This window comes from Rhizobium sp. NLR22b, from assembly GCF_019685295.1.
GTDB lineage: Bacteria > Pseudomonadota > Alphaproteobacteria > Rhizobiales > Rhizobiaceae > Rhizobium.
This window is the reverse complement of record NZ_JABDWM010000009.1, coordinates 134,176-146,656: the sequence shown is the minus strand read 5'-3', so window position 1 is coordinate 146,656 and position 12,481 is coordinate 134,176. Positions and strand designations below refer to the sequence as shown.

Here is a 12,481-nt window from a genome sequence, read left to right as displayed (position 1 = left end):
GGCTCGATCCCGGTCAGTGGCCCGAAGGGTCGGATGAGGGGGACACACGGCAGAACATCCATGTTGCCCTTCGCTTGCGCTCAGTGCCTCGCTCCTATTGTCGCTCGCTCCCTCATCTGCCTGCCGGCATCTTCTCCCCGCTGGGGAGAAGAGTCTCGTGGCAATGCGTTAGCTCCTCAGGCCGGCTAGTTTGGCGAGAAGCCAACCTCAGTCTCCGTCATCCTCGGCCTTGAGCCGAGGATCCATGCCACTGGCGCTGGTGGATGAGGTGTGGATGCTCGGCTCAAGGCCGAGCATGACGGAGGGTGGGGCTGCCGTCACAGCCCTCTCGATCGCCTTCGCCGCCTGCCAGATTTCCTCCATTCGCTCCAGCGTCGCGCCTTCAAGTGTCTCGCCTTCCGCTTCAAGAACATGCTCTATATAGCTGAATCGGCGTCTGAATTTCGTGTTCGTTCCCCGTAGTGCCTGTTCCGGATCAGCCTTCACATGTCGGCCGATATTGACGACCGCGAAGATCAGATCGCCGAGTTCGTCGCTGACCTTGGCGCGGTCGCCTTCGCGAAGTGCCACTCTGAGTTCGCCGATCTCCTCCTCGATCTTGTCGAGGATCGGCTCGGGCGCTGACCAGTCGAAGCCGACCTTGGCGGCGCGTTCCTGCAGCTTCAGCGCCTCGGTCAGCGCTGGAAAACTGCGCTGCACAGAGCCCAGGAAGCCGCCTTTGAAATCCTCGGTGATCCCGCGCCTGGCCCGGCGCTCGGCGCGCTCGCGCTTTTCAGCCTGCTTGATCTCGTCCCATTGGATCTTCACCGCGTCGGGTGTGTCCGCTTCCGAGCGGGCGAAGACATGCGGGTGGCGACGGATCATCTTGGTGGTGATGGCGTTGACCACGTCGCCGAAGGAGAATTCGCCGGCCTCCTCGGCCATGCGGGCGTGAAAGACGACCTGTAGAAGCAGGTCACCGAGTTCATCACAGAGATCGTCCATATCGCCGCGCTCGATCGCGTCGGAGACTTCATAGGCTTCTTCGATCGTGTAGGGCTTGATCGTCTGGAAATTCTGCTCGATGTCCCAGGGGCAGCCGGTTTCGGGATGACGCAGCGCCGCCATGATCTCGATCAGCCGTGAAATGTCTTTGGAAGGTTCCATGGTGCCTCAATTAAGCGGAATGTCGTTGGCGCTCTTCGACGACTGGTAGGTGGAAGACAGCGCGTCGTAGCGCGCCTTGATGCGGGCGGTCTGCGCCTTCAGCGCCGTTTTCCGAGAAACTTCCTCGGTCTCGACCAGATCGGCGATGGCAAAACTGTTCCAGAAGGCGTTCTGCCTGCGATAGCCGCCGGGTTCAAGCCCGAAGACCTCCTTCAGGATCTTCAGATCATGCGGAATGGCGAAGGCGTCGCGGGAATCCTCGTGGCTGAAGAAATAGTAGAAATTGTCGAAGCCGGCCCAGGTGATCGCCGACATGCACATGGTGCAGGGTTCGTGCGTCGACAGGAAGATCAGGTCCTTGGTCGCCGGCTTGTCGCCAAGCTCGTAGAAGCGCTTCAGCGTATGCACCTCGCCATGCCAAAGCGGATTGTCGAGCTCGTTATTGGTCTCGGCGACGACCAGCGACAGATCGGATTTGCGCAGGATCGCTGCGCCGAACACCTTGTTGCCCAAGGAGACGCCGCGTTCCGTCAGCGGCAGGATATCATCCTCGATAACCGAAAGAAGGCGGGCGGCAATGGTCTTGTCGGGCATTGATGGTCTCCGGTTTTGCCACAGTCTATCGCCTTGGCGGCACGAGCGAAATGCGGCAAACGCCGGTGGACGTCGTTTGCCACAGGCTTTACACTGCACCGCAACAAAGAGAGTGGGAACAGGTGGTTGTCGTCAGCACGGTTGACTTTTCTCAAATCGCCGATGAGGCGAGCAAAAGAATACGCGCTTGCCTGGGCTTTCGGATTTCTGTTCCTTCAATCCCTTGTCGATCACGGGCATATTCTGGCAACTTCGAAGTGGATTGATAATGTCTTCCAGGACTGAGCAGCTTTCGGTATTTCCAGCCTTCTTTCGCGTGGAAGGCCAGAAGACGGCTGTCTTCGGCAATGGTGACGAGGCTTTCGCCAAGGTGCGGCTGCTGTTGAACACGCGGGCGCGGATTATCGCCTATGCCGACCAGCCGGAAGCCGATTATCATGCCTTTCTGATCGCCAACCGCATCGAGACGGTGCGCGCCGGCTTTTCCGCCGGCCAGGTCGAGGGTGCGGCCCTTGTCTTTGCCGCCACCGGGAATGAGGCCGAAGACCGCCGCATCGCCGACACCGCCCGCGCCGCGAATATCCCCGCCAATGCCGTCGATCAGCCCGATTACTGCGATTTCTTCACGCCGGCGCTCGTCAACCGCGCCCCCGTCGCCGTTGCGATCGGCACCGAAGGCGCGGGACCGGTTCTGGCGCAGATGATCCGCGCCCAGATCGACCAGCTTCTTTCCCCCTCGCTCGGGCGCCTGGCCGCACTGGCGACGAACTACCGCAGATCAGTTGAACAGCTGGTCCCCCGCGGCGTTTCCCGCCGGGTGTTCTGGCGCCGGTTCTTCTCCGGCCCCGTTGCCGACGCAATCGCCAATGGCAATCTGCCGCAGGCTCGCCACGCCGCCGACCGGTTGCTGCATTCCATGGATCGGGTCGCCGGCCATGTCTGGCTTGTCGGCGCCGGTCCGGGGGCTGAAGATCTGCTGACGCTGCGCGCTCAGCGCGTGATGATGGAAGCCGATGTCATCGTCTACGATGCGCTCGTGCCGCAGGCGATCGTCGATATGGGCCGCCGCGATGCCGAGCGGCTTTCCGTCGGCAAACGCAAGGGCTGCCATTCGAAGTCCCAGGAAGAGATCAACGAACTGCTCGTCGAGCTCGGCCGCCAGGGCAAGCGCGTTGTCCGCCTGAAATCCGGCGATCCGCTGGTCTATGGCCGGGCAGGGGAAGAGATGGCCGCGTTGCGCGCCGCCGGCGTCACCTATGAGGTTGTGCCCGGCATCACCTCGGCCTTCGCTGCCGCTGCCGATTTCGAGCTGCCGCTGACGCTGCGCGGCGTTGCCTCCTCGCTCGTCTTCACGACCGGCCACGATCTCACCGGCGACGTGCTGCCCGATTGGGCAAGCCTTGCCGTCTCCGGCGCGACGATCGCCGTTTACATGGGCCGCACGGTCGCCGCCTCGGTCGCCGAGCGGCTGATGCGGGCCGGCATTCCCTCCGAGACCACGGTCGGCGTCATCGAGAATGCCAGCCGCACCGAGCGCCGTCTGCTGCATGGCACGCTCGCCGATCTGCCCGATCTGCAGCATCGCGACGAGTTGACCGGGCCGGTCATGGTCATTATCGGCGATGCTGTCGCCGGCGCCAATTTCGAACTGTCCGAGCCGCTGACGCGCGAGAACGCCCGGCTCGAGGAACTTGCAAGGAGCTGAATATGGGTGACAAGGTTCTGACAGCCAACCGGCTGACGGACGGCATTGCCGTCTGGCTGGATGCGAACGGCAAATGGTCGACCTCGCTGCAGGAGGCGCTTGTCGCCCGTCACAACGAAGCCGTCGAAGCATTGGAAGCCATTGGCAAAAAGTCTTATGCCGACAACGAGGTCGTTGACGTCGCCGTCGTCGATGTTCAGGAAACCAACGGCATTCTCTGGCCGTTGCGCCTTCGCGAGCGCATCCGCGCGCAAGGGCCGACCATGGAATATGCGCCGGGCTACGCTCCTGCCGATCCCGAATTCATTGCAGTCTGAGGAAGACGATGTACCGTTACGACGAATTTGATCATGCCTTTGTCAGCGAGCGCGTCGAGCAGTTCCGCGACCAGGTTCAGCGCCGCCTTTCGGGCGAGCTTGCCGAGGATGCGTTCAAGCCGCTGCGCCTGATGAACGGCGTCTACCTGCAGCTTCATGCCTATATGCTGCGCATCGCCATTCCCTACGGCACGCTGAGCGCGCGCCAGCTGCGCATGCTCGCCCATATCGCCCGCACCTATGACCGCGGATATGGCCACTTCACCACGCGCCAGAACCTGCAGTTCAACTGGCCGAAGCTGTCTGACATTCCCGATGCGCTTGCCGATCTGGCGAGCGTCGAGATGCACGCGCTGCAGACCTCGGGCAACTGCATCCGGAACGTCACCGCCGATCACTTCGCCGGTGCGGCCGCCGATGAGATCGCCGATCCCAGGCCCTATGCGGAAATCCTGCGCCAGTGGTCGTCGGTCCATCCGGAATTCTCCTTCCTGCCGCGCAAGTTCAAGATCGCCGTGACCGGCGCCGAGCGCGACCGCGCCGCGATCCAGGTCCACGATATCGGCCTGCACCTGAAGAGGAACGACAAGGGCGAGATCGGCTTTGCCGTCTATGTCGGCGGCGGCCAGGGCCGCACGCCGATGATCGCCAAGCTGATCCGCGACTTCCTGCCCGAGGAGGATCTGCTCTCCTACACCACGGCGATCGTGCGCGTGTACAATCTGCACGGCCGCCGCGACAACAAGTACAAGGCCCGCATCAAGATCCTGGTGCACGAAACCGGCGCCGGAGAACTGACGCGGCAGGTGGAGGCCGAATTCGCCGCGCTCAGGGATAGCGAACTCAAGCTGCCGGAACGGGATGTCGAGGCGATCGCTGCCTATTTCGCGCTGCCTGCTCTGCCCGAGCGCGCCGAGGGCTGGGAAAACCTCGCCCGCTGGAAGAAGGCCGATCCGGCCTTCGCCCGCTGGGTCCAGCAGAATGTGCAGCCGCACAAGAATCCCGATTACGGCATGGTGACGATCTCGCTGAAGCCGATCGGCGGCATTCCGGGCGACGCCACCGATGCGCAGATGGAGGCCATCGCCGATCTCGCCGAAGAATATGCCTTCGACGAAATCCGAGTCAGCCATGAGCAGAACCTCATTCTGCCGCATGTGGCGTTGGCCGATCTCGAAGCTGTCTATCGTGGCCTCGTCGCCATCAATCTGGCCGAAGCCAATGCCGGCCTGATCACCGATATCATCGCCTGTCCGGGGCTCGACTATTGTGCGCTTGCCAATGCGCGCTCCATTCCGGTCGCACAGGAAATCTCCCGCCGCTTCGGTAGTCCCGAGCGCCAGGCCGAGATCGGCGAGCTGAAGATCAAGATCTCCGGCTGCATCAATGCCTGCGGCCATCACCATGTCGGCCATATCGGTCTGCTCGGCGTGGAGAAGAAGGGCGCCGAACTCTACCAGATCACGCTTGGCGGTTCGGGCGACGAACATACCTCGATCGGCGAAATCATCGGCCGCGGCTTCGAGCCGGACCGGGTGACGGATGCGATCGAGACGATCGTCGACACCTATCTCGGCCTGCGGCTTGATCCGTCCGAAACCTTCCTCGCCGCCTATCGCCGCGTCGGGCCGCAGCCGTTCAAGGATGCGCTCTACGGCTCGGCCGCCGAAGCGGCTTAAGGAGGGGATGATGACGAAGATCTGGAGAGAAACCGGTTTTGTCGACAACGATCCCTGGGTTGTTGAAACCGACGAGGTGAAGGCAACAGGCGCGCAGAAGCCGCTGCTCGGCCTCGACGAACTGATCGCCAGGGCCGGTGAAAGCAATGATGTCGGCCTCGGCGTGCTGATCAAGCCGGCCGATGACGTGCGCCGCCTCGAGCCATATCTCGATCGCCTTGCAATCGTGGCGGTCGCCTTTCCCGCCTTCAACGACGGCCGCGCCTTCAGCCATGCCTCGCTGCTGCGCCAGCGGCTCGGTTACACCAGCGAGCTGCGCGCCGTCGGCGACGTGCTGATCGATCAGGTGCCGCTGATGCTGCGTGTCGGCATCGACAGCTTTGCCGTGACCAACGCGACGGCGCTGAAGCGGCTCGCCGAAAACCGTCTTCCCGGCATTCCCCATCATTATCAGCCGGCGGTGCGTGACGCCGAAGCCGGCAAGGGCTATAGTTGGCGCCGTCAGGCGAAGCCGGCCGCATAAGCGGCCGGTCCGCCTCTTTACGATGGCGGAAATATAGCATGAAGACATTCGAAATCGCGGTGATCGGTGGCGGCCTCGCCGGCATGATCGCCGCCATTGCGCTTGGCCGCGGCGGCCGCAGTGTGGCGCTGGTGGCTCCCGTTGCTGCAAAGGAGGACCGGCGCACCACGGCGCTGATGGATCAGTCGATCCGCTTCCTCGACCGCCTGACGCTCTGGGAAAAGCTGCGCTCGGCGGCAGCACCTCTCACCAGCATGCGAATCATCGACAGCACCGACCGGCTGCTGCGGGCGCCGACCACGACTTTCCGCGCCGCCGAGGTCGGCCTTGATGCCTTCGGCTACAATTTCCCCAACACAGCGCTGACCGAGATCCTCGAAGCGGCCACGGTAGGCGAGGGCAATATCACCCGCTTCACCGAAATGGCCGAATCGATCGACATCTCCGCCGAGAGGGTGTCGATCACGCTTGCCGGCGGCGAGACGATGACGGCCGATTTTGCCGTTGGCGCCGACGGCCGCGGCTCGAAGCTGCGCGAGGCGGCAGGTATCGGCATGCGCAACTGGTCCTATCCGCAATCGGCCATGGTGCTGAATTTCGCCCATTCGCTGCCGCACCAGAATATATCGAGCGAATTCCACACCAAGCATGGTCCCTTCACCCAGGTGCCGCTGCCAGGAAGCCGCTCCAGCCTCGTCTGGGTGCAGGATCCCGCCGAGGCGACCGCCCGCATGGAACTGCCGCTGGCCGAACTGGGCTCTCTCGTCGAGGCGCAGATGCAGTCCATGCTCGGCAAGGTGAGCATTGAGGAAGGTGTGCAGGTCTGGCCGCTGTCTGGCATGATGGCTCATCGTTTCGGCAAGGGGCGCATCGCGCTGATCGGCGAGGCCGCCCATGTCTTCCCGCCGATCGGGGCGCAGGGGCTGAACCTCAGCCTGCGCGATATCATGGCGCTCACCGACATTCTCTGCGACAGGGCGGAACTGCCGCTGCCGGCCGATGCCGGCGAAAGCTTCGACCGCCGTCGCCGCGCCGACATCATGACGCGCACCGCGAGCGTCGATCTGCTCAACCGCTCGCTGCTTTCCGATTTCCTCCCCGTTCAGATGCTGCGCGCTGCCGGCTTGCATCTTCTCTCGGCCATTCCGCCGCTGCGCAACCTCGTGATGCGCGAGGGCATCGAGCCGGGCCGGGGCTTCCGCGATATTCCGGACTCGCTAAGGGAAAAGCTGAAGCGGAAGAAGGCCTGAGCGGATCGCGATCAGCCAGAGCGAAACGCTGGCCACCGAAAGCACCGTCGTGATCAGGATCGTCGCCGAGGCCCGTTCCTGCCAGACGCCATATTGCTGGCCGATGACAAAGACATTGGTCGCCGTCGGCAGCGAGGCCAGCAGCACGGCCGCCTGGATCCAGACCGGCTCGAAACCGCCCACAGCGGTCAGCGCGATGAAAACCGCGATCGGATGCAGGATCAGCTTCGCCGGCACGATGTAGCCGATCTCAGCCGGAATCCGCTTCAGCGGCCTCAGCGCCAGCGTCACCCCCATCGCGAAGAGGGCGCAGGGCGCGGCCGCCTGGGCGAGGTAGTCGACGAGGCGCTGGAACGCCAGCGGCTGATCGATGTGGAAGGCGGCGACGGCAAAGCCCGCCGCCGTCGACAGGATGAAGGGATGCAGCGCCACCTTGCGGGCAATATCGGCGGCAAGCCGGCCGGCCGAGCGCTTGTCGTCGCCGGCTGCCGCCATCAGCGCCGGCGCCACGATGAAATGCAGCGCGTTCTCGAAGCAGATGATCAGCGCCACCGGCACGGCAGCCCCTTCGCCGAGCGCCAGCAGCGCCAGCCCAGGCCCCATATAGCCGATATTGCCATAGGCGCCGGCAAAGGACTGGATGGTGCATTCATCAAGCGGATTGCCGCGCACCAAACGGCCGATGACAAAGAGCAGGATGAAGACCGCATAGGTCGCGGCGATATCTGTGACGATGAAATCGAGCCGCGTCAGCTCTTCGATCGGCGTGCGCGAGACGAGCTTGAAGAACAAAGCGGGCAGGGCGGCGTAGATGATGAAGGTGTTCAGCCAGCCGAGCGCTACGGCCGGCTGCTTCGTCGCCTTGGCGGCGGCATAACCGATCAGGATCAGGCCGAAGAACGGCAGCAGCAGGCTGATGATGTCGGCCAAGGGAAAGTCCGGTTTTCGCGGGAAGGTCGGCGGGGAAGAATCTCTTCTAGCCGATTTGCATCAGGATCGGAAAGGTCTGCTGGAACCAGATCGCCACATCGCTGACCCAGCCGAACAGGAAGGCGAGGCCGGTGAGGACAAGGAAGACGCCCATCACTTTTTCCACCGTGCCGAGATGGCGGCGGAAGCGCGACAGGAAGCGCATGAAGGCGCCGGAAAAGCCGGCGGCGATCCAGAAGGGGATGGCAAGACCGAGCGAATAGATGGCAAGCAGCCCGGCGCCGGAGCCGACCGTCTCGCGGGACGCGGCGACACCGAGGATGGCGCCGAGCACCGGGCCGATGCAGGGCGTCCAGCCGAAGGCGAAGGCAAGGCCCATGACATAGGCCCCGGTCAGCGTCGCCGGCTTGCCGCCGCCCTGGAAGCGCGCTTCGCGGGCAAGCAGCCCGATTCGGAAGAGGCCGAGGAAATTCAGCCCCATGACGATGATGACCAGCCCGCCGATCTTGGAGAGCAGATCGAGGTGCTGGCGAAGCGCCATGCCGATGCTCGACGCACCGGCGCCGAGCGCCACGAAGACGGTGGCAAAGCCGAGCGTGAAGAGCAGCGCCGAAAACAGCACGCCGCGCCTGATCGTCGGCGAAACCGCCACCGCCCCGCCGCCGCGGAACTGCTCGACCGAAATGCCGGCCATATAGCAGAGATAGGGTGGGACGAGGGGAAGCACGCAGGGCGAAAGAAAGGATAGCGCCCCTGCCAATAACGCGCTCCACAGGGAAATATCGGCAATCGACACGCATTCTCTCCGACTGCAATCTGCGCCCTGTTCCTAGCGTCGCAGGCCCGGGATTGCCAATCACCTTTTTGCGTGGGCGACAAATCTGCCTTTGCGCGCCAGAGAAATGTGCCTTACCTTCGCAAAAAGCCGAATTTTTCGGTTGACCGCAATGGGTCACCTGCCTATGTTCCGCCCACTTCCAGCCGGGGTGCTTCACACCCGCGGAGAGGGAGAGCGTAGCTCAGCCGGTAGAGCAACTGACTTTTAATCAGTAGGTCTCGGGTTCGAACCCCGACGCTCTCACCAAAAAACTCCAAGAAAAACAAATGCCTAAAGTTTCGAATGCGGAACGATCGCTCCGGTGAATCGGATTGGGGGAAAATTGGCTTCCGATTTTCCCCGAAGTTGTGGCATCCTTCCCCCATGCCCGCGCCGTCGAAAAGAACGCCGTCCTCCGATCCGCATCGTTCCCTGCGGCTTCGGCTTGCTTATCCATCCGCAAATTAAGTCTGTACTGTAAGAAGCTGACCTGCTCTCTATAGCGGCTAGCTTTCAAGGAAGTTTTAGGTGAAATAATTTCAATGAAGATCTGACGATATACCGGCGATTTTGGTCGCATTTATCGTTATAGGCTCTTGCATCTCACAGAGTGTGCTCATTTTTTTTGGCTGGGGCATCCTTTGCGTCCTCGGCTTGTCCGTCAGGTACGGCTTGTTTCGCGGCAAAGAGGCTGAGAGCGAGAAGTATGCATTCTACAGGTTTTTGTTTTTTCTCCTGATGGCAGAATATACATGGAGCGGGTTTAGGTGGGATCAGGCCAAAAGCGATCGTCAAAGCCCCCCATGACGTCCGCGAATTGCTCGATCTGCTCTGTGAATTCTGGGAACCCGTCCACCCGGCGTTGATGCTCCGCCTTGCCTCTCACGGGGCCGCCAGCGCGCTTCGTCGGCTGGGCCGGGGGAATATGCTCCATACCGAACATCGCGCGTTGCCGGTGCCCAGGAGCTTTTTCCCGTAAGGAAACTTCTTTACCGAATTCGCTAATCTTTCGAATTCTGCACCTTTAAAAAACGGCGGCATACCGCTGCATCGAGACATTCAAAGATATCAATCCCGCGATGTTTCTCTCGGGGGAAACTGAGGAGGCTATTCGTCTCTCCGAGGAGATCGAATCGGATGGTGACAAACTCTTTCGCATTGCCTGCGAGCATGGGCTCGAGGGCATCATCGCCAAAGATCGAAACAGCACCTATCGCGGCGGGCGCGGTGGCGAATGGCAGAAGATCAAATGCATCCAGAGTGACGGCTTCGCGATCGTGGGATATCAGAGGTCCAGCTCGGCGTTCGGGAATATCGGAGCGTTGCTCCTAGCGGCGCGAAAGGAAGGCCAGCTGGTCTATGTCGGATCGGTCGGAACAGGCTTTAAGGCAGACCAGGCTATGAAGCTGCGTGCAACCATGGACAAGATGAAGGTGTCAGCGCCAGCGGTGAGGTATACCGGCCATCGCAAGAATCTGGTCTGGATCAAGCCCAAACTCGTCGCTGAGATCGAATACCGGGCCTGGACGCATGATGGGAAGCTGCGGCATGCGTCGTATAAGGGGCTGCGCGAAAAAGAAGACGACGCTGTGGTTTATGATCTATAGGAGCGAAGAGAATTCATTCGACCACCTCAACTAGGTCGGCTATTCGCTTATCGGTTACGACGATAGGACTGCCAATGGCATGGCGAAAACGGAAGACAGCCCGTCGCTCTGACTCACTCTCGAAAGTTTTGGGCTTACAAAAAACAGAAGGAAGCTCCGCTAATCTCAACAACTCGTCGGAGTGCCTCTCAAAAAGAGTAACCAAGTTTTGTGGATCTATTTTGCCACTGTCGCCGATAAGCTCACAGATTTCGGACGCGAGGGCGGTCTCATGAGAGTAGACTTTGACATCCGAGTACTGAACATCCTTAAGTTCGTAATCGACCACATCCAGGTGGGCAGCGATGACTTGTAAAAGTGCGTTAGCATCCGGAAAACGAACAAGCCGCTCTCCAAATTTCCCCTTCATTTCGGTTCGATTCTCGGTCGACGCTGTGAAGCACATCACGCCGCAGTTCGAAGCTGCTGCGCCCTCGAAGTATGCCGCTGTCCGTCCGTCGTGGAGATAAAAGGCTCCAAAGCCCTCTTGTTCATCTCGTGCAAACGCATTCTCTGTCTTTCGATAATCAGACACCGGCGATATCTGCGCTCGCCCCGCCAACCAGTGCGAGAGCGCGCCGTCGGACATGAACTTGTAGACCGCGCCAGCAGTGTATGACTGCGGCACGTCCATGATCTTCGAGCGACTGATCCAACCCTCGTACCGCCGATCGTGCTCTTCTTCTGAAACTTCCGGCAGCCCATCGTTTTCCTCCTCAATTGATAAGAGGTACTCCTTCAATGTCGCGCCTAGGGAAACAAGTTCCTCATCCGTCAGTCCCTCATTGAACGTGGCCATGCCGCGGATCGTTATCTGTCCTCCATCCTTGGTAAGCCGGGATCCGATCCAAGGGATAAATTCATATTCGGTCATTCAACCACTCTACTGCTGGAAGCTTCGCCAATGTTTTTGGGCAGGCAGTCTATGAGATTCGGCTCCATCAACAACGAGAATCAGACGACGTGAAAGAACGTTCTGGAAACAGACATTCAGAATGAAAAAAGGACCGCATTCAGAATGTAAACTCTTGCGCTCATTCGCATCTTGTTCAGCGAATCCTCAATTCCGTCGAGCGCTGCACTTCGTAGGAAATCGCGCGGCTTAAGCACTCCCATCAACGTCGCCATCTTCGTCCAACACGCGCACCGGCAGATAGGTGTTCTTTTCCATCCACTCCCGGACGATATACCTGATAGCGTCCGCGCGCGTCAGCACCAACTCGCGAAAGACATTCCGTAGGGCCTCTTCGGTATATTCGTCGCGAGCGATCGAGATGGTGTTGCGCACGGGCATGGGGCCGGCGCTGCACAATCTGCGAATCGAGCACAGAGCTCGTTGACATCAACCTCCTGAAAACTACAATCTTTGATTGACGAGGTATGGAGGCTCACCGTGAAAAATCAGGTGCTCAAGGACTACCTTATCTTTCTCGTGCCCGCGTTTGTCATCCCCCTAGGCTTGTACCTCACTGATGAGACCACTTCGCCGACCACACTGTTCAAGCTTGGCTTGCTGTTTCCGCTCTTTTTGCTTGCGATGAAGGGACTGGCTGGTTTCTTTCCGCCCGAGAACCTGCGGGACCGATCCGTTGCCCGAATAGCTGAATACGCTATCCTCCAAGGCTTGGTTTTTGCAGCATTTATATCGATGTTCGGCGACTTTATGCAAGCCGAGCTGCAGTCCAGCTTTCTTTCGACGTTGCGGCAGTTTGCATTCGCTGCCGTGCCGGTGTCTGTTTTCCACTTTGTATCGGCGCTGAACGCACAAAAGAAGCTGCGTGCCTCTTAAGTGCTTCCAGAGACAGCGAGGCCGGTAGGCCACCGGTCGAATACAACGGCTGGCGCAAGGACTTGGTTTGGCTTCAGCTTCAGCA

The 12,481-nt window shown here is 60.6% G+C and carries 10 protein-coding genes, 1 tRNA gene and 3 pseudogenes; 8 read left to right on the top strand and 6 right to left on the bottom strand.

What is annotated here, in order from left to right:
• Positions 1 to 312: 312 nt before the first annotated feature.
• Positions 313 to 1,146: pseudogene (gene mazG, locus HJC00_RS16590) on the bottom strand (nucleoside triphosphate pyrophosphohydrolase); the annotation flags it as partial.
• A gap of 6 nt (positions 1,147 to 1,152) precedes the next feature.
• Positions 1,153 to 1,740 carry a deaminase gene (locus HJC00_RS16585; protein ID WP_210631483.1) on the bottom strand — a complete coding sequence of 196 codons (588 nt, stop codon included), beginning with the start codon at positions 1,738 to 1,740 and terminating at the stop codon, positions 1,153 to 1,155.
• 268 nt (positions 1,741 to 2,008) lie between these two features.
• Between HJC00_RS16585 and cysG the strand changes: the two genes are divergently transcribed.
• The 5 genes from cysG to HJC00_RS16560 are packed head-to-tail and all read left to right on the top strand — an operon-like array spanning position 2,009 to position 7,214.
• Positions 2,009 to 3,445 (top strand): siroheme synthase CysG, encoded by a 1,437-nt coding sequence (cysG, locus tag HJC00_RS16580; protein ID WP_221164370.1) that lies wholly within the window; start codon positions 2,009 to 2,011, stop codon positions 3,443 to 3,445.
• Between the two features lie 2 nt (positions 3,446 to 3,447).
• Positions 3,448 to 3,762 (top strand): DUF2849 domain-containing protein, encoded by a 315-nt coding sequence (locus tag HJC00_RS16575; protein ID WP_010014500.1) that lies wholly within the window; start codon positions 3,448 to 3,450, stop codon positions 3,760 to 3,762.
• Between the two features lie 8 nt (positions 3,763 to 3,770).
• Complete coding sequence (locus HJC00_RS16570; protein WP_221164369.1) at positions 3,771 to 5,441, top strand: nitrite/sulfite reductase; 1,671 nt, start codon at positions 3,771 to 3,773, stop codon at positions 5,439 to 5,441.
• Between the two features lie 10 nt (positions 5,442 to 5,451).
• Entirely contained in the window at positions 5,452 to 5,964 is a 513-nt protein-coding gene (locus tag HJC00_RS16565) for a DUF934 domain-containing protein (RefSeq protein ID WP_210631480.1), read from the top strand.
• Between the two features lie 38 nt (positions 5,965 to 6,002).
• Entirely contained in the window at positions 6,003 to 7,214 is a 1,212-nt protein-coding gene (locus tag HJC00_RS16560) for a UbiH/UbiF family hydroxylase (protein WP_221122852.1), read from the top strand.
• Here the strand turns inward: HJC00_RS16560 and HJC00_RS16555 are convergent.
• Complete coding sequence (locus HJC00_RS16555; RefSeq protein ID WP_210631478.1) at positions 7,182 to 8,144, bottom strand: AEC family transporter; 963 nt, start codon at positions 8,142 to 8,144, stop codon at positions 7,182 to 7,184. The genes HJC00_RS16560 and HJC00_RS16555 overlap by 33 nt on opposite strands.
• Positions 8,145 to 8,190: 46 nt before the next feature.
• Positions 8,191 to 8,940, bottom strand: a complete 750-nt coding sequence (locus HJC00_RS16550; RefSeq protein WP_221155012.1) for a cytochrome c biogenesis CcdA family protein — start codon at positions 8,938 to 8,940, stop codon at positions 8,191 to 8,193.
• Between the two features lie 212 nt (positions 8,941 to 9,152).
• Between HJC00_RS16550 and HJC00_RS16545 the strand changes: the two genes are divergently transcribed.
• Together HJC00_RS16545 and HJC00_RS16540 are read left to right on the top strand one after the other, a co-directional pair.
• Positions 9,153 to 9,228: transfer RNA gene (locus HJC00_RS16545), tRNA-Lys, on the top strand.
• A gap of 833 nt (positions 9,229 to 10,061) precedes the next feature.
• Positions 10,062 to 10,568: pseudogene (locus tag HJC00_RS16540) on the top strand (ATP-dependent DNA ligase); the annotation flags it as partial.
• A 13-nt stretch (positions 10,569 to 10,581) separates the two neighbouring features.
• Here HJC00_RS16540 and HJC00_RS16535 read toward each other — a convergent pair.
• Positions 10,582 to 11,481 (bottom strand): hypothetical protein, encoded by a 900-nt coding sequence (locus HJC00_RS16535; protein ID WP_210631449.1) that lies wholly within the window; start codon positions 11,479 to 11,481, stop codon positions 10,582 to 10,584.
• Between the two features lie 228 nt (positions 11,482 to 11,709).
• Positions 11,710 to 11,859 (bottom strand): annotated as a pseudogene (locus tag HJC00_RS16530) (CopG family transcriptional regulator); the annotation flags it as partial.
• Between the two features lie 141 nt (positions 11,860 to 12,000).
• On the opposite strand from HJC00_RS16530, the gene HJC00_RS16525 reads away from it, so the two are divergent.
• Entirely contained in the window at positions 12,001 to 12,396 is a 396-nt protein-coding gene (locus tag HJC00_RS16525; protein ID WP_221122854.1) for a hypothetical protein, read from the top strand.
• The last annotated feature ends 85 nt before the right edge of the window (positions 12,397 to 12,481 follow it).